The organism is Bordetella sp., assembly GCF_051960075.1.
Lineage (GTDB): Bacteria > Pseudomonadota > Gammaproteobacteria > Burkholderiales > Burkholderiaceae_B > Bordetella.
The window spans coordinates 18,045-32,982 of record NZ_JBQCER010000028.1; the positions used below are offsets into that span (position 1 = coordinate 18,045).

A 14,938-nucleotide genomic window follows, 5' to 3' on the forward strand; every position below is an offset into this window, starting at 1 on the left:
GCGCATGTTCAATCTCCATGGCGCGGATCGAAGACGTCGCGCAAGCCGTCGCCCAGCAGATTGAAGGCCAGACTCACGATCAGGATGGCCAGTCCGGGCAGCGTGGAAACCCACCAGGCGTCGAGCAGCACGTTGCGCCCCGAGGCCACCATATAGCCCCATTCCGGGCTGGGCGGCTGCGCGCCCAAACCCAGAAAGCCCAGCCCGGCTACGCTCAGAATGATGCCCGCCATGTCCAGCGTGGCCCGCACGATTACCGATGAGGCGCACAGCGGCACGATGTAGCGCAGCAGCAGGCGCAGACGAGAGGCGCCCTGCATGCGGGCCGCATGAATGAAGTCGGCGCGCGCGTGGCGCAGAGTCTCGGCGCGCGCCAGCCGGGCATAGGCCGGCCAGGCCGTGACCGAAATGGCGAGCACGGCGTTGAACACGCCGGGCCCCAACGCCGCGGCCAGCGCCAGGGCCAGCACGATCTTGGGGAAAGCCAGCGCGATGTCGGTCAGGCGCATCAGCACACGGTCGACCCAGCCGCCGAAAAAACCCGCGGCGGTGCCGATGAGCAGGCCGATGGGCACGACCACCAGGACCACCAGCACGGCGATGGCCAGCGTCAGGCGCGCGCCGTGCACCAGCCGCGAGAGAATGTCGCGGCCGAGCTCGTCGGTGCCCAGCCAGTGGCCTGGGCTGCCGGGGGGCAACAGACGATCGGCCAGGACCTGCCTGAGCGGATCCTGCAGCGGCAGCAGAGGGCCGATCAGCGCAACCAGCGCCAGCAGCGCCAGCACCACCAGGCCGCACAGCGTCACGGGATTGGCGGCCAGCCGGCGCCAGCGCCGATAGGCCTGGCCCAGCATCGCCTGTGCGCGCGAGGCGGGCTCGGCGCTCAGGAGCCAGGCGCGGCGGCCCGCGCTCGCCAACGTATCGGCGGCGGGCTTCATGTCCGCACCCGCGGGTCGAAGACGCGATACAGCATGTCGGTGATCAGATTGATGAGAATGAACAGGGCGCCGATGGTCAGCGTGCTGCCCAGCACGGCGCTCATGTCGGCGTTCATCAGCGCGCCGGTGAGGTACGAACCGATGCCCGGCCAGGAGAAGACGATTTCGGTGAGCACCGAGCCTTCGAGCAGATTGCTGTAGGCCAGCGCAATGATGGTCAGCAGCGGCACGGCGATGTTGCCGAAGGCATGGCGCCACACCACGCGCCGCTCGGGCACGCCCTTGACTCGCGCGGTGACGATATATTCCTGGCTGAGCTGCTCGAGCATGAAGGCGCGGGTCATGCGGCTCAGGTACGCCACCGAGTAATAGCCCAGGATGCAAGCCGGAAGCGCGATGTGCGCCAGCGCATTGCGAAAGACATCCCAATCTCCTGCCAGCAAGGCGTCGATCAGCAGGCTGCCGGTGCGCGTGTCGACCAGGCCGTCGTAGGCCGGGTCGATGCGGCCGGGGCCGGCCACCCAGTGCAATTTGGCGTAGAACAGCAGCAGCCCCATCAGGCCCAGCCAGAAGACCGGCATCGAACTGCCTATCAAACCGACGAAGCGGGCCACATGGTCGACGGCGCGGTTGTGGCGCGTCGCGGCCGCCACGCCCAGCGGAACCCCCGCCAGAATGCCGATAAGCGTTGCCAGCGTTGCCAGCTCGAGCGTGGCGGGGAACACGCGCAGGATGTCGTCGCGCACAGGATTGGACGTGAGCAGCGACGTGCCCAGATTGCCGTGCAGCACGTCGCGCACATACAGGGCGAACTGCACCGCCAGCGGCCGGTCCAGCCCCATCTGCGCGCGCGCCGCGGCGTAGGCGCTGGCCGAAGCGTGATCGCCCAGCACGGCCAGCACCGGGTCGATGGGCACCTTGCGGCCGATGAAGAACGTCACGGCCAGCAGGCCGGTGAAGGTGGCGGCCAGCGTCAGCACCCAGCCGCCGGCGCGGCCCGTCCAGCGTAGCGCCGCCTTGCCCAGCCTCATTGCTTGGTCAGATGACGGTACGACACCAGATCGTTGATCGGGCCGACTTCGATGCCGCTCACGCCCGGCCGCATGGTCACCTCCGAGACGCGCTGGAACATGATGACGAAGGGCGAGTTCGCCAGCATCTGCTTCTGCATGATTTCGTAGAGCTGGGCGCGGCGCTGCGCCGAAGGCTCGGCCAGGGCGGCGTCGGTTTCCTTGGTCAGCTGCGGGATGTTCCAGCCGTTGCGCCAGGCCAGCATCTTGTAGGGGGAGTTGTCGGAATTGTCGGGATTCCAGGCGAAGCCCTGCGCGTTGCTGTGCGGATCGATGTAGTCGGCCGACCATTCGCCGATGTAGATGTCGTGCTTGCGCGCGCGGTATTTGGCCAGCGTCTGCTTGTTGTCGCCCGGGATGAGCTCGACCTGGATGCCGGCCTGCGCCAGGTTGGCCTGTATCGCCTGAGCGATGTCGCTATAGGGGTAGCCGTTGCGCACGTCCATGGTCACCTTGAAGCCCTTGGGCAGGCCCGCCTTGGCCAGCAGCGCCTTCGCCTTGGCGAGGTCGGGATGGTAGGGGTTGTCGTCGATCGCGCCCAGGAAGCCTTCGGGCAGGAAAGTCTGGTGGACCTTGTAGGTGTATTTGGCGATGTGGTCCTGGATGCCCTGGTAGTCGATCAGCCATTTGATGGCCTGCTGCACATCGGGCTTGGCCAGGTAGGGGTTCTTCACGTTCAGGCCCAGGTAGAGCAATGTGGCTTGCGGCACGGCCATCGACTTGGCCTTGCCGCTTTTTGCCAAGGCATCGATGTCGTTGTCGCCCAGATTGCGGGCCATGTCGGCATCGCCGTTTTCAACCAGCAGGCGCTGTCCGGCGGTCTCGGGCACGTGCTTGAGCACGATGCGCTTGAGCAGCGCCGGGTCGGCGTGCGCGTCGTCGCGCTGCAGTATCAGGCTGTCGTTGGCGGTCCACTTGACCAGTTTGAAGATGCCCGAGCCGGCCTCGTGCGTGCGCAGCCAGGCGTTGCCGAAGTCGTTGTTCTGCTCGTGCTGCTCCAGCAGCTTGCGGTCGACCACCGAGGCGGGCCATGCGCCCAGCACGTTGAGCACGAAGGTCGGCGAGTAGACGTGGTCGGTGGTGATGCTGACCGTCTCGTCGTCGATCTTGCGCACGTTTTCTTTCACGTTGGCGGTGGTCAGGCCTATGCCCTGCAGCACCGCGGCCGCACCCTTGTCGAGCAGCACGCAGCGCCGGATGGACCATGCCACGTCGTCGGCAGTGAGCGGATTGCCCGAATGGAACTTCAGGCCCGGCCGCAGTTTGAAGGTGTAGGTCAGCCCGTTGGTGCTCACAGTCCACGACCGCGCCACGTCGCCCTTGAAGTGCGATGGGTCGGCCAGATCGACCCGCACCAGGCGGTCATAGGTGTTGGCGACGTATTCCTCGGGCATCAACTCGTAGACTTCGCCCGGATCCAGGGTCGAGAACTCGTCGAGCATGGTGGCCATCACCAGCATGTCCTTGGGAGTGCCGGCCTGTGCCGGCTGGAAGGCGACCAGAGTCGTCGCCAGCGCACAGGCCAGGGTTGTCGAACGTAGCAATGCCGCGCCGAATGCCAGTTTCATGAGAGCTCCGAGTGACGTTGTGAAAACCAGAGGGTAAGCCTACATCAGGCGTAGCGTATGGCCGGCGCCGTCTTCGATCAAGGGCAGGGCATCGCGCGAGCCCGGCAGTTCGTAGTGCCACCACTCGCTGGCGATGTGCGTGAAGCCGGCCGCATGCATGATGCCCAGCAGCAGCAGGCGGTTGCGCTGCACCGCTTGCGGCAGTCCGGCGTGGAAATGGGCCGATGCCAGGGTCATGTCGTCAAAGCCCGTGCCCATGTCCAGCGCCTGTCCGTCGGCGTCTATCAGCGTCAGGTCCAACGCCGCGCCGCGGCTGTGGTTCGATCCCTGTCTGGGGTCGGCGACGTAGCGCGCATCGGGCAGGAAGTCCCACAGCGCCTGCTGCGCCCCGGGTGGCCGGTAGGCATCGAAGATGCGCAGAGTGCAGCCGGACTGTGCGGCAATGTCCACGGCGCGGCGCAAGGCCGCTTCGGCCTGGGCCAGCAGCAGGCAATGGGCTTGGCGGTAGATGGGTTTGCCGGTGATGTTGTCGGCCGTGGCGTAAGCCAGGTCGATCTCGACGCCGTGGGTTTGGGGGGTGATGTGGACGAGTGAGTCGATGCGCATGAGAAAAGAGGGGTCGACGCGCGTCTGCGCGCTGCTCGGGCGATTAAGGAGAATCGTATGCCGATGGTACAGGTCTTCAAGGATCGACTGGCATTCCTCCGCTGAGTTGGCTATCATTAGAAATGATATTGATTCTCAATATTAATAATAAACTTCTCTTTCCTTGGGCATCCATGACATTTCCTCCGTCCGCCGTCCTGGCATCGTCGGCGTCCCGGCGAACGGGGCCGCGCGCTGCCGCGCGGCGCGGCGTTTTCATCAAATGGCTGCGCAAGGCGCATGGCTGGCTGGGGCTCTGGGGCGCGGCAATGGGCTTGATGTTCGGCATCAGCGGCTTCTTTCAAAACCATCGCGCGGTGATGAAGATCGACACGCCCGCGCCGGTCGTCACCAGCATCCGCATGCAAGTGCCCGAGACGGTGCCGCAGGTTCCGGCGGACGTAGCAGCCTGGTTGCAGCACGAATGGAACCTGATCAAGCCTGTGGAGCATGTCGCTCGCGTCGCCGGCCAGCCGGTCTCCTGGGGGGGCCAGACAGTGCAGATGCCCGAGCATTGGCAGATGCGCTTTCGCACGCCGCAATACCTGATCCAGGCGGATTACACCCCTGTTACGCGGCAGGTTTCGGCGCGCCAGATGGTGCCGGGCTGGCTGGGTGTGATCGAGAATCTGCACCGCGCCGACGGGGTCGGCATGGTCTGGGTTCTGCTGTCCGACACCATCGCCGGCAGTCTGGTTCTGCTGTCGCTCACGGGCCTATTGCTGTGGACCGAACTCGAGCGCAAGAAACTGGTGGGCGCGACGGTGTTCGCGGCGTCGGTGGCGGCGATGCTGGCGGCGACTGCCGTGACGCTATAAGGCCGTGCCTGCCTGGGCGCGTTCGCGGCGAACGCGACTGCGCCGCCGTTCAGAACGGGCGGCGCTTTCAACGTAGGCAAGGCCTTGTCTAAACGGAAGTCTCTTTGTCCTGTCTGACCAGCGTGACCGCCTCGTCGATGTCGCGATACAGGCGGTCGAGCAAGGGCTTGCCTATCATGGCTTCCAGCTCTTGATACTTTTGGTCGATCTTGGGCCGCATGCGATCGATCAGCTTGCGGCTCTTGGCCGTAAGCGAGATTTGCTGGCGTCGTTGATCTTCGCTCGAGCGCGCACGCACGATCAGCCCGGACTCTTCCATGCCGGCCAGGATGCGGGTCAGGCTGGGCCCCAGGAGCTGGCAATGCCTGGCGATTTGATTGGGCTCGATGGCGCCGGTCTCGCTCAAGGTGCGCAGCACGCGCCATTGCTGTTCGGTGAGCCCCGCTTCTTTCAGCACGGGACGGAAATGCTGCATCAGCGTTTCCCGCGCGTACAGCAGCAGGTGCGGCAGATTGCGGTGATGGAAGGGAGCTTTCATACCGCCATGTTAGCAAGGGGCGGGCGCTTGGGGCAGTATCATTGCGGCTTCGATTGCAGCGCGATTCCCATGGCCAGAGAACGTAGAGGTATTCAGTCCATCGAGGTCGGCGGCGCTTTGCTGCGCGCGCTGGTCGACCATGGCGGCCCCATGCTGCTGGGAGATCTCGCGCGCAAGGCGGGCATGGCGCCCGCCAAGGCGCATCCTTATCTCGTCAGTTACTGCAATCTGGGGCTGATCCAGCAGGATGCTTCGTCGGGGCGTTACGAACTCGGTCCCTTCGCCCTGCAGATGGGTCTCATCAGCCTGCAGCGTTCCGACCCGGTGCGCACGGCGATCCCGCTGGTGGACGAGCGTCTGTCGCGTTTCGGGCAGACCGTCGCATTGGCGACGGCGGGCAGCCAGGGGCCGACCATCGTGCACATCCATCCTGCGACCGATGCCATCCACGTGACCATGCGCACCGGCACGGTCATGTCCTTGCTGCAGACCGCCACGGGGCAGATCTTCGCCGCCTATCTTCCGGCCGCGACGGTTCAGGCGCTGATTGCGCTGGAAGAGGCCGGCGCCTTGCAGATAGGCGCTCTGCGGCGGCAATTCACACGCCAGGAAATCGATGCGCGCCTGGCCGACGTCAGGCGACACGGCCTGGCCCGCAGCATCGACGACCCCGTCGTCGGCGTCAGCGCCTTGAGCGCACCGGTCTTCGATCACAGCCGCAACATCGTCCTGGCCATCACGCTCATCGGCCCCAGCGGCTCGGTCGACGCGTCCCATGACGGCGAGCTGGCGTCGGCGCTGGGCAAGTGCGCGGCCGACGTGTCCGCGCGCCTGGGCTATATCGCCGGCTAGCCCGGCACGCTTCCTGTTCCATTCGAGGTCTTGCCGCGAGAGCGACGGCGTTCGCCGCGCTCGCGCGCCGGCCTGCAGGCCGGAAATCGCCTCGCGCCTTGGATCTTGCCTATACCCGATTTAATTCGTTATTATTTAACCAATTAAACAATGTATAAAAACAAATCGGAGCGAGACATGGGCAAATCCGAGGCCGACGTCGATTATCAGAAGCTGCGGTTCGCCTATCGGCATGTCGACGAGGCGCCCGGGCACGTGCATCCCGTGGCGGTCGTGGGGGCGGGGCCCATCGGCCTGGCCGCCGCCATCGACTTGGCCCAGCAGGGTGTGCCGGTGGTTTTGCTGGACAACGACGACACGCTATCGACGGGCTCTCGCGCCATCTGCTTCGCCAAGCGCACGCTGGAAATCTTCGATCGTCTGGGCTGCGGCCAGCGCATGGTCGACAAGGGCGTGCGCTGGAACGTCGGCAAAGTGTTTCTGCGCGACGAGCAGGTCTACGCCTTTGACCTGTTGCCCGAAACCGGCCATCGGCGTCCGGCCTTCATCAATCTGCAGCAGTACTACGTCGAAGGTTATCTGGCCGAACGCGCCGCCCAATTCGACACCATCGACATACGCTGGAAGAACGAAGTCATCGGTGTCGAACAGCACGCCGACCGTGCCACGCTGACCATTGCCACGCCGCAGGGCCGCTACACGCTGGACGCGCGTTACGTCGTCGCCGCCGACGGCCCGCGCAGCGCGCTGCGCAAGGCGCTGGGCCAGGAAAGCCATGGCCGCACCTTCAAAGACCGCTTCCTGATCGCAGACGTGAAGATGAAAGCGCCGTTCCCGGCCGAACGCTGGTTCTGGTTCGATCCGCCGTTTCATCCCAACCAGTCGGTGCTGTTGCACCGCCAGCCCGACGACGTCTGGCGCATCGACTTTCAATTGGGTTGGGACGCCGATCCAGTCGCGGAAAAAGATCCCGCGCGCGTGATCCCGCGCATCCAGGCGCTGCTGGGCAAAGACGTGGAGTTCGAGCTCGAATGGGTCAGTGTCTATACCTTTTCATGCCTGCGCATGGACAGCTTTCGCCACGGCCGCGTGCTGTTCGCCGGCGACTCGGCGCACGGCGTATCGCCCTTCGGCGCGCGCGGCGCGAACAGCGGCATCCAGGATGCAGACAACCTGGCCTGGAAGCTCAAACTTGTGCTTGACGGTATTGCGCCGGACGCCCTGCTCGATACCTATGCGTCCGAGCGTGAATATGCGGCGGACGAGAACATCCTGAACTCCACGCGCTCGACCGACTTCATCACGCCCAAAAGCCCGGTCTCGCGCCTTTTTCGCGATGCCACGCTCAAGCTGGCGCGCACGTGTCCGTTCGCGCGGCGCCTGGTCAACAGCGGCCGCCTGTCCGTGCCGGCGGTGCTGCGCGACTCGGCGCTGAACACGCCGGACGAAGCGGGCGATGCATTCGATACCTGTGTGGTGCCCGGCGCGCCGAGCCCGGATGCGCCCATCCGATCGCAGGGAAGGGATGCGTGGTTCCTGGAGCGGATTTCCGGCAGTGCCTTCGCGGGCCTGTATTTCTGCGGCAATGGCGAAACGCCGCTCGCCGCCGGCCGGCGCCTGGCTGCGTTCAAATATCCGGGCGTGGCCTTGGACCTGTTGCTGGTGCTCGAGCCGGGCGCCAGCCAGAACGAAGCGGACTTGCCCGAAGGCATTGCCGCGATCGAAGATACCGAGGACGTGCTGGCCCGTCGCCTGGACGCCAAGGCCGGATCCTTCTACCTGCTGCGGCCGGACCAGCACTTGTGCGCGCGCCGGCGCGCCTGGAACGAGGCCGCCGCGATCGCGGCCCTCGAGCGCGCCATCGGCAAGCGTCAGCACTGAGCGGGAGTGGTCATGAACCTCAACATCGAATTGAACATCGCCGATCCGGATGCGTTCTACGAGCGCCTGATCGAAACCCACGCCGGCCTGACCGATGCGCAGAGCCTGGCCCTGAACGCCCGCGCCGTGGCGTTGCTGTCGGATCTGATCGGCGATAAAAAAGTACTGCAAGAGGCGGCAGGCATCGCAGCCGACGGGCCGGCCGCGGACAATCGCAGCGAGTACGACGCCAAATTTCTTCTGCTTCTGGCCAATCACGTCGGCGATAGCGTGCAACTCGCGCGCGTGCTGGAACAAGCCAGAGCAGCGATCATCTGACCGGTCTTTTCATTTCACCCAGCCTTTATTCACGCAAACGCGACGGAGAATCCTCATGGCCAAGGCATTTGCTTCCCAGGCCGACCTGGAAGCCAAGAAAATCACCTGGACCCAACTATCCGAAAACGCCTACGCCTATACGGCCGAAGGCGATCCCAACTCGGGCGTGATCATCGGCGACGACGGCGTGCTGATCGTCGACACCACGGCCACGCCCGCCATGGCGCAGGACCTCATCGCCAAGATCCGTTCGGTGACGGACAAGCCGATCAAATACGTGGTGCTGTCGCACTACCACGCCGTGCGTGTGCTGGGCGCTTCGGCCTATTTCAAGGAAGGCGCCGAGCAGGTCATCGCCAGTCGCGGCACCTACGAGATGATCGTCGAGCGCGGCGAAGCCGACATGAAGTCGGAAATCGAACGCTTCCCGCGGCTGTTCGCCGGCGTCGAAACCGTGCCCGGTTTGACCTGGCCCACGCTGGTCTTCGAGAAGGAGATCACGCTCTTTCTCGGCAAGCTGGAAGTGCGCATCGCGCACGTGGGCCCGGGCCACACCAAGGGCGACACCATCGTCTGGCTGCCGTCGCAGAAGGTGCTGTTCTCGGGCGACCTGGTCGAGTACGACGCAGCCTGCTATTGCGGCGACGCCCAGCTGGAAGAATGGCCCGCGACGTTGGAAGCCCTGCGCGCCTTCGGCGCCGAGAAGCTGGTTCCGGGCCGCGGCCCGGCGCTGATCACGCCGCAGGAAGTCGGCAAGGGCCTGGACTACACCCGCGACTTCGTCACGACCTTGCTGCAGAGCGGTCGGGAAGCGGTCAAGCAAAAGCTCGATTTGAAGGGGTCCATGGCTCTGACCCGCAAATCCATGGATCCGAAGTTCGGACAGGTCTTCATTTACGAGCATTGCCTGCCCTTCGACGTGTCCCGCGCTTATGATGAGGCCAGCGGGATCAAGCATCCCCGCATCTGGACGGCGCAGCGCGACAAGGAAATGTGGGACGCCCTGCAGAGCTGATGCTCTGCCCCGGGCGGGGCAATTCGCCACGCTGCGACCGGGCACATTTCGCTGCCCGTTGACAAGCGGGCCCGTCGAAGCCGACAATATAGATAACATGTTATCTATATTGCGTCCTGATCCGCGCCGTCGCGGCAGGGCGGCCAATTCACTGGCTGGTATCGACCATGACTTTTGCGCGTCCGCCCCTGCTCTACGACGACCCGCCCTATCGCCTGAGCGGCGTGGTGTACGGACCTTTGCTGAATCAGCGATCCGCCCTGGCGCGTCTCGGGGACGCGGTGAACCAGCCGCCCTACAAGGCGCCTCCCAAGGGGCCCGTGCTGTACATGAAGCCGCGCAACACGCTGGCTTTCGACGGGCAGCGCACGGCCATCCCCGATGGCTTTCAGGCCATGCGCCTCGGCGCGACCGCAGGCCTGGTCATCGGGCGCGCCGCCTGTCGCGTCACAACGCAAACCGCGCTGGATCATGTGGCCGGCCTGGTGCTGGTGGCCGATCTGACCGTGCCGCACGACACGTTCTACCGCCCGTCGGCGCCTTTCGTGGCGCGCGATGCGTCGTGCTTCATCGGGCCGCGCATCGTTCCGCTCGCGCAAATCGGCGATCCCAACGGCATGACCTTGTCCGTGCGCGTCGGCGACGCGCAGGCCACGGTCTCCATGGCCGACATGGTCCGGCCTGCGGCCCGACTGCTGGCCGAAGTCACTGAATTCATGACCCTGTCGACGGGAGACCTGCTTCTGCTGGGGACCTGTCCCGACATGCCCCTGCTGGGCCGGGGCCAGACATTCGTCGTCGGCGCGCCGGGCATGGGCGAACTGCACGGAGGTGCGCAATGAAGACGGCACGCGTGGCCTACGGCGGCGCCATACACGCCGCGATGCCGCATGAAGCGGGGCTGCGCCTGGCCGATGGCCGGGTGCTGCGCGAAGAAGACGTGGTGTGGCTGCCGCCGATCGAAGTCGGCACGCTGATCGTGCTGGGCCTGAACTACGCCGATCACGTGAAGGAGCTTTCCAAAGAGCTCACCGTGACCGGCAAGGACGAACCGCTCGTTTTCTTCAAAGGGCCGGGCGCCGTGGTCGGCCACAGGGCGCAGACCCGCCGTCCCAGGGACGCCGTCTTCATGCACTATGAGTGCGAGCTGGGCGTGGTGATCGGCAAGCCGGCCAAAAATGTGAAGGCGGCCGACGCCATGGCGCACGTGGCGGGCTACACCGTCTGCAACGACTATGCCATCCGCGACTATCTCGAAAACTGGTATCGCCCGAATCTGCGGGTGAAGAACCGCGACACCTGCACCGGCATGGGACCGTGGCTGGTCGATGCCGCCGACGTGCCCGATCCGCACAAGCTGGCCTTGCGCACGCGGGTCAACGGCAAGGTCACCCAGCAAGGCACGACGGCCCATATGGTCAACGACATTCCGGCGTTGATCGAATACCTCAGCGGCTTCATGACGCTGCTGCCCGGCGACGTTATTCTGACCGGGACGCCGGACGGCGTGGTCAACGTCGACGAAGGCGACGAGGTCGTGTGCGAGATCGACGGCATCGGGGCCCTGCAAAACATCATCGTCGGCGACGACGTCTTCGGCCGCTGAAGCGGGCAGTCATCGGACGCGAGCGGAATCAAGGAGCAACCATGCGCATAGAGCATCTGATCGACGGCAGGCCCATCGCGGGCAAGCGCTATTTCGATACAATCAATCCGGCCACGCTGGAAGTGCTGGCCGAAGTGGCCGCGGGCGGGCAGGACGAGGTCAATGCGGCCGTCGCCGCGGCCAAGGCCGCGTTTCCCAGGTGGGCCGATACGCCCGCCACGGAACGCGCCAGGGCGATACGCAGGCTGGGCGACCTGATCGTCCGACACGTGCCCGAAATCGCGCAGACCGAAACCAACGACTGCGGCCAGGTCATCGCCCAGACGGGCAAGCAGCTCGTGCCGCGCGCGGCGGACAACTTCTACTACTTCGCTGAGATGTGCACCCGCGTGGACGGGCACACTTATCCCACGCCTACGCACCTGAACTACACCCTGTTCCACCCGGTCGGGGTCTGCGCCCTGATCAGCCCCTGGAACGTGCCCTTCATGACGGCCACCTGGAAGGTCGCGCCGTGCCTGGCTTTCGGCAACACGGCCGTGCTCAAGATGAGCGAACTCTCGCCGTTGTCGGCAGCGCGCCTGGGCGAGCTGGCCCTGGAGGCGGGCATCCCGCCGGGCGTGCTCAACCTGGTCCACGGCTACGGACGCGACGCCGGCGAGCCGCTGGTGGCGCACCCGGACGTGCGCGCCGTGTCGTTCACCGGCTCGACCGCGACGGGCAACCGCATCGTGCAGGCGGCGGGCCTGAAGAAGTTCAGCATGGAGCTGGGCGGCAAGAGCCCCTTCGTCGTCTTCGAGGACGCCGACATGGCACGCGCGCTGGACGCTGCCGTGTTCATGATCTTCAGCAACAACGGCGAACGCTGCACCGCGGGTTCGCGCATCCTGGTGCAGCAAAGCGTCTACGCCGCCTTCGTCGAGAAGTTCGTCGAGCGCGCCAAACGCATCGCGGTGGGCGACCCGCTGGACGAAAAGACCATCATCGGCCCCATGATCTCGCAGGCCCACCTGGCCAAGGTGCGCCATTACATCGAGCTGGGCGCGAAAGAGGGCGCCACGATGCTGTGCGGCGGCCTGGATGCGCCCGCCGGTCTACCGGACCGAGTGAAGAAGGGCAACTATGTGGCGCCGACGGTCTTCGCCGACGTGGACAACCGCATGAAGATCGCACAGGACGAGATCTTCGGCCCCGTCGCCTGCCTCATCCCGTTCAAGGACGAGGCCCACGCCATCGCGCTGGCCAACGACATTCAGTACGGCCTGTCCAGCTATGTGTGGACCGAGAACATCGGCCGCGCTCATCGCGTGGCGGCGAGCGTCGAGGCAGGCATGTGCTTCGTCAACAGCCAGAACGTGCGCGACCTGCGCCAGCCCTTCGGCGGCACCAAGGCGTCGGGCACCGGGCGAGAGGGCGGTACCTGGAGCTACGAGGTCTTCTGCGAGCCCAAGAACGTGGCCGTGTCGCTGGGCAGTCATCACATCCCGCACTGGGGAGCCTGACCATGGGCAAGCTCGCGCTCGCCGCCAAGATCACGCACGTGCCTTCCTTGTACCTGAGCGAGCTGGATGGTCCGCGCAAGGGCAGTCGGCAAGCCGCCATAGACGGACTCAAGGAAATCGGCCGGCGCTGCCGCGCGCTGGACGTGGACACCATCGTGGTGTTCGATACGCATTGGCTGGTCAATGCCGGTTATCACCTCAATTGCGCCCCGCACTTCAAGGGGGTGTACACCAGCAACGAGCTGCCGCATTTCATCAGCAACATGCCGTACGAGATTCCGGGCAACCCGGCGTTGGGCCGACTGCTGGCGCAATCTTGCAACGACTGGGGCGTGGAGACGCTGGCTCATGACGCCACAACGCTGGCTCCCGAATACGGCACGCTGGTGCCCATGCGCTATATGAACGAGGACCTGCATTTCAAGGCCATCTGCGTGTCCGCGCTGTGCACGAGCCACTATTTGAACGACAGCGCCCGATTGGGCTGGGCCATGCGGCGCGCCGTGGAAGACCACTACGACGGCAACGTGGCCTTTCTGGCGAGCGGGTCGCTGTCGCACCGCTTCGCGCAGAACGGACTTGCGCCCCAATATGCCGATCGGGTCTGGAGCCCCTTTCTGGAGCGGCTGGATCAGGACGTCGTGCGCATGTGGCAAGCCGGAGAATGGGCCGATTTCTGCGCCATGCTGCCCGAGTACGCGGTCAAGGGCCATGGCGAGGGTTTCATGCACGACACTGCCATGCTGCTGGGGGCGCTGGGCTGGTCGGCCTACGACGGCAGGGCGCAAGTGGTGACGCCGTACTTCGGTTCGTCCGCCACCGGACAGATCAACGCCGTCCTGCCGGTCACCCCCCAGGACGGCCGCGCGATCCCCAAGGCGCAGGCCAGCGGCGCCGAGGGCTTTCAGGCCATAACCCGTTTGTGAGTTGACGATGCCCCATCTGGTGATTCTGTATTCCGGCAACCTGGACCGCGATCTGGACATGACGGCCGTGTGCCGCGGCCTGGCCGACGCCATGAATTCGGTCGAGGATGACGACGGCAAGCCGGTGTTTCCCATCGGCGGCACACGTGGCCGGGATTCCCCCGCGCCGCATTTCGGGGGGTCCGACGGCGGCCGGGCCGGCCCCGCGGCCGGCGAATCGGGCGACTACGGATTCATGTATTTCAATCTGCGCATGGCTCGCGGCCGCAGCGAGGCGACGCAGCAGCGCGTCGGCGAGGTCGTGTCCGCGGCGGCGCGCGAACTGCTTGCCCCGTTGAAACAGGCGCGGCGAGTCGGGCTGACTTTTCAGATCGACGTGGGGGCTGAAGTCTACGACGCCAAATTCGGCAATCTGCACGACCTCTTCCAGAAAGGAGCCCGCTAGTGTTCGACGACGCGCTGATCCGGACGCTGGCCGGCGAGCTTTATGCATCGGAAAAGAGCCGTGTGCAGGTCGAGCATTTTTCGAGCCGCTATCCCGGCATGACGATCGAGGACGGCTACCGCATCAGCCGTGCCTGGGTGGCCATGCAGCGGGCCGAAGGCCGCCGCGTCATCGGCCACAAGATCGGCCTGACCTCGCGTGCCATGCAGATCAGCAGCCAGATCGACGAGCCGGACTACGGCACGCTGCTCGACAGCATGCTGCTCACCTGCGAGCCTGGCAAGGAACTGGACATTCCGGCCTCGCGCTTCATCGCTCCCCGGGTCGAAGTGGAACTGGCCTTCGTGCTCGATGCGCCGCTGCAGGGGCCCGACGTCACCGTCGATCAGGTGCTGGCCGCCACGGAGTACGTCACGCCGGCCGTCGAGATCATCGACGCCCGCATCGAGCAGTTCGACCGCCACACCAAGGCCATGCGCAAGGTGTACGACACCATCAGCGACAACGCTGCCAACGCGGGCGTGGTGGTGGGCGGCCGGCGCGTCGCGCCCGCGCAAGTGGACCTGCCCTGGTGCGGCGCCATTTTGCGGCAAAATGGCGCGGTCGAAGAAACCGGTCTGGCTGCGGGCGTGCAGGGCCATCCTGCCGTGGGCATCGCCTGGCTCGCCAACAAGCTCGCGCCCTGGGGCGAGTCGCTGCAGGCGGGCCAGATCGTATTGGCAGGCTCGTTTACCCGCCCCGTCGCCGCGCGACCGGGAGATCGTTTCGAAGCCGACTACGGTCCGCTCGGCACCCTGAAATTCCGCTTTGTCTGAG

The 14,938-nt window shown here is 65.4% G+C and carries 16 protein-coding genes; 11 read left to right on the forward strand and 5 right to left on the reverse strand.

Annotation, left to right across the window (positions count from 1 at the left end):
• Positions 1-8: 8 nt before the first annotated feature.
• Genes ACTHJ1_RS03500 through ddpX form a run of 4 tightly spaced genes read right to left on the reverse strand, consistent with a single transcriptional unit; the run spans position 9 to position 4,182 of the window.
• A complete protein-coding gene (locus ACTHJ1_RS03500) occupies positions 9-938 on the reverse strand; it encodes an ABC transporter permease (RefSeq protein WP_440187729.1) in 930 nt (309 codons plus the stop codon).
• The gene (locus ACTHJ1_RS03505) at positions 935-1,969 is read right to left on the reverse strand and encodes an ABC transporter permease (RefSeq protein WP_440187732.1); all 1,035 of its coding nucleotides are present in this window, start codon (positions 1,967-1,969) and stop codon (positions 935-937) included. Before ACTHJ1_RS03505 ends, ACTHJ1_RS03500 begins: the two co-directional genes overlap by 4 nt.
• Positions 1,966-3,576: an ABC transporter substrate-binding protein gene (locus ACTHJ1_RS03510; protein WP_440187735.1), complete on the reverse strand. Its 1,611-nt coding sequence runs from the start codon at positions 3,574-3,576 to the stop codon at positions 1,966-1,968. The genes ACTHJ1_RS03505 and ACTHJ1_RS03510 overlap by 4 nt, the downstream gene beginning before the upstream one ends.
• Positions 3,577-3,615: 39 nt before the next feature.
• Complete coding sequence (ddpX, locus tag ACTHJ1_RS03515; RefSeq protein ID WP_440187738.1) at positions 3,616-4,182, reverse strand: D-alanyl-D-alanine dipeptidase; 567 nt, start codon at positions 4,180-4,182, stop codon at positions 3,616-3,618.
• Positions 4,183-4,355: 173 nt separating this feature from the next.
• Here ddpX and ACTHJ1_RS03520 point away from each other — a divergent pair, with 173 nt between their 5' ends.
• Positions 4,356-5,039 (forward strand): PepSY-associated TM helix domain-containing protein, encoded by a 684-nt coding sequence (locus ACTHJ1_RS03520; protein WP_440187741.1) that lies wholly within the window; start codon positions 4,356-4,358, stop codon positions 5,037-5,039.
• Positions 5,040-5,127: 88 nt separating this feature from the next.
• Here the strand turns inward: ACTHJ1_RS03520 and hpaR are convergent, their stop codons facing one another.
• Positions 5,128-5,577: a homoprotocatechuate degradation operon regulator HpaR gene (hpaR, locus tag ACTHJ1_RS03525; RefSeq protein WP_440187744.1), complete on the reverse strand. Its 450-nt coding sequence runs from the start codon at positions 5,575-5,577 to the stop codon at positions 5,128-5,130.
• A gap of 69 nt (positions 5,578-5,646) precedes the next feature.
• Here hpaR and ACTHJ1_RS03530 point away from each other — a divergent pair, with 69 nt between their 5' ends.
• From ACTHJ1_RS03530 to hpaH, 10 genes are all read left to right on the forward strand, one after another.
• Positions 5,647-6,429, forward strand: a complete 783-nt coding sequence (locus ACTHJ1_RS03530) for an IclR family transcriptional regulator (protein WP_440187747.1) — start codon at positions 5,647-5,649, stop codon at positions 6,427-6,429.
• A 177-nt stretch (positions 6,430-6,606) separates the two neighbouring features.
• Positions 6,607-8,310: an FAD-dependent oxidoreductase gene (locus ACTHJ1_RS03535; protein ID WP_440187750.1), complete on the forward strand. Its 1,704-nt coding sequence runs from the start codon at positions 6,607-6,609 to the stop codon at positions 8,308-8,310.
• A gap of 12 nt (positions 8,311-8,322) precedes the next feature.
• On the forward strand, positions 8,323-8,628 hold the full coding sequence (locus ACTHJ1_RS03540; RefSeq protein WP_440187753.1) for a DUF2783 domain-containing protein: 306 nt from the start codon (positions 8,323-8,325) through the stop codon (positions 8,626-8,628).
• 55 nt (positions 8,629-8,683) lie between these two features.
• Entirely contained in the window at positions 8,684-9,643 is a 960-nt protein-coding gene (locus ACTHJ1_RS03545) for an MBL fold metallo-hydrolase (protein WP_440187756.1), read from the forward strand.
• A gap of 167 nt (positions 9,644-9,810) precedes the next feature.
• Positions 9,811-10,485 carry a fumarylacetoacetate hydrolase family protein gene (locus ACTHJ1_RS03550; RefSeq protein ID WP_440187759.1) on the forward strand — a complete coding sequence of 225 codons (675 nt, stop codon included), beginning with the start codon at positions 9,811-9,813 and terminating at the stop codon, positions 10,483-10,485.
• The gene (locus ACTHJ1_RS03555; protein WP_440187762.1) at positions 10,482-11,249 is read left to right on the forward strand and encodes a fumarylacetoacetate hydrolase family protein; all 768 of its coding nucleotides are present in this window, start codon (positions 10,482-10,484) and stop codon (positions 11,247-11,249) included. The genes ACTHJ1_RS03550 and ACTHJ1_RS03555 overlap by 4 nt, the downstream gene beginning before the upstream one ends.
• Before the next feature lie 41 nt (positions 11,250-11,290).
• On the forward strand, positions 11,291-12,751 hold the full coding sequence (hpaE, locus tag ACTHJ1_RS03560) for a 5-carboxymethyl-2-hydroxymuconate semialdehyde dehydrogenase (protein WP_440187765.1): 1,461 nt from the start codon (positions 11,291-11,293) through the stop codon (positions 12,749-12,751).
• Between the two features lie 2 nt (positions 12,752-12,753).
• Positions 12,754-13,677, forward strand: coding sequence for a 3,4-dihydroxyphenylacetate 2,3-dioxygenase (gene hpaD, locus ACTHJ1_RS03565; protein ID WP_440187768.1), 924 nt, complete (start codon positions 12,754-12,756; stop codon positions 13,675-13,677).
• Between the two features lie 7 nt (positions 13,678-13,684).
• On the forward strand, positions 13,685-14,122 hold the full coding sequence (locus ACTHJ1_RS03570; protein ID WP_440187771.1) for a 5-carboxymethyl-2-hydroxymuconate isomerase: 438 nt from the start codon (positions 13,685-13,687) through the stop codon (positions 14,120-14,122).
• Positions 14,122-14,937 carry a 2-oxo-hept-4-ene-1,7-dioate hydratase gene (gene hpaH, locus ACTHJ1_RS03575; RefSeq protein WP_440187774.1) on the forward strand — a complete coding sequence of 272 codons (816 nt, stop codon included), beginning with the start codon at positions 14,122-14,124 and terminating at the stop codon, positions 14,935-14,937. The genes ACTHJ1_RS03570 and hpaH overlap by 1 nt, the downstream gene beginning before the upstream one ends.
• Position 14,938 lies beyond the last annotated feature (1 nt).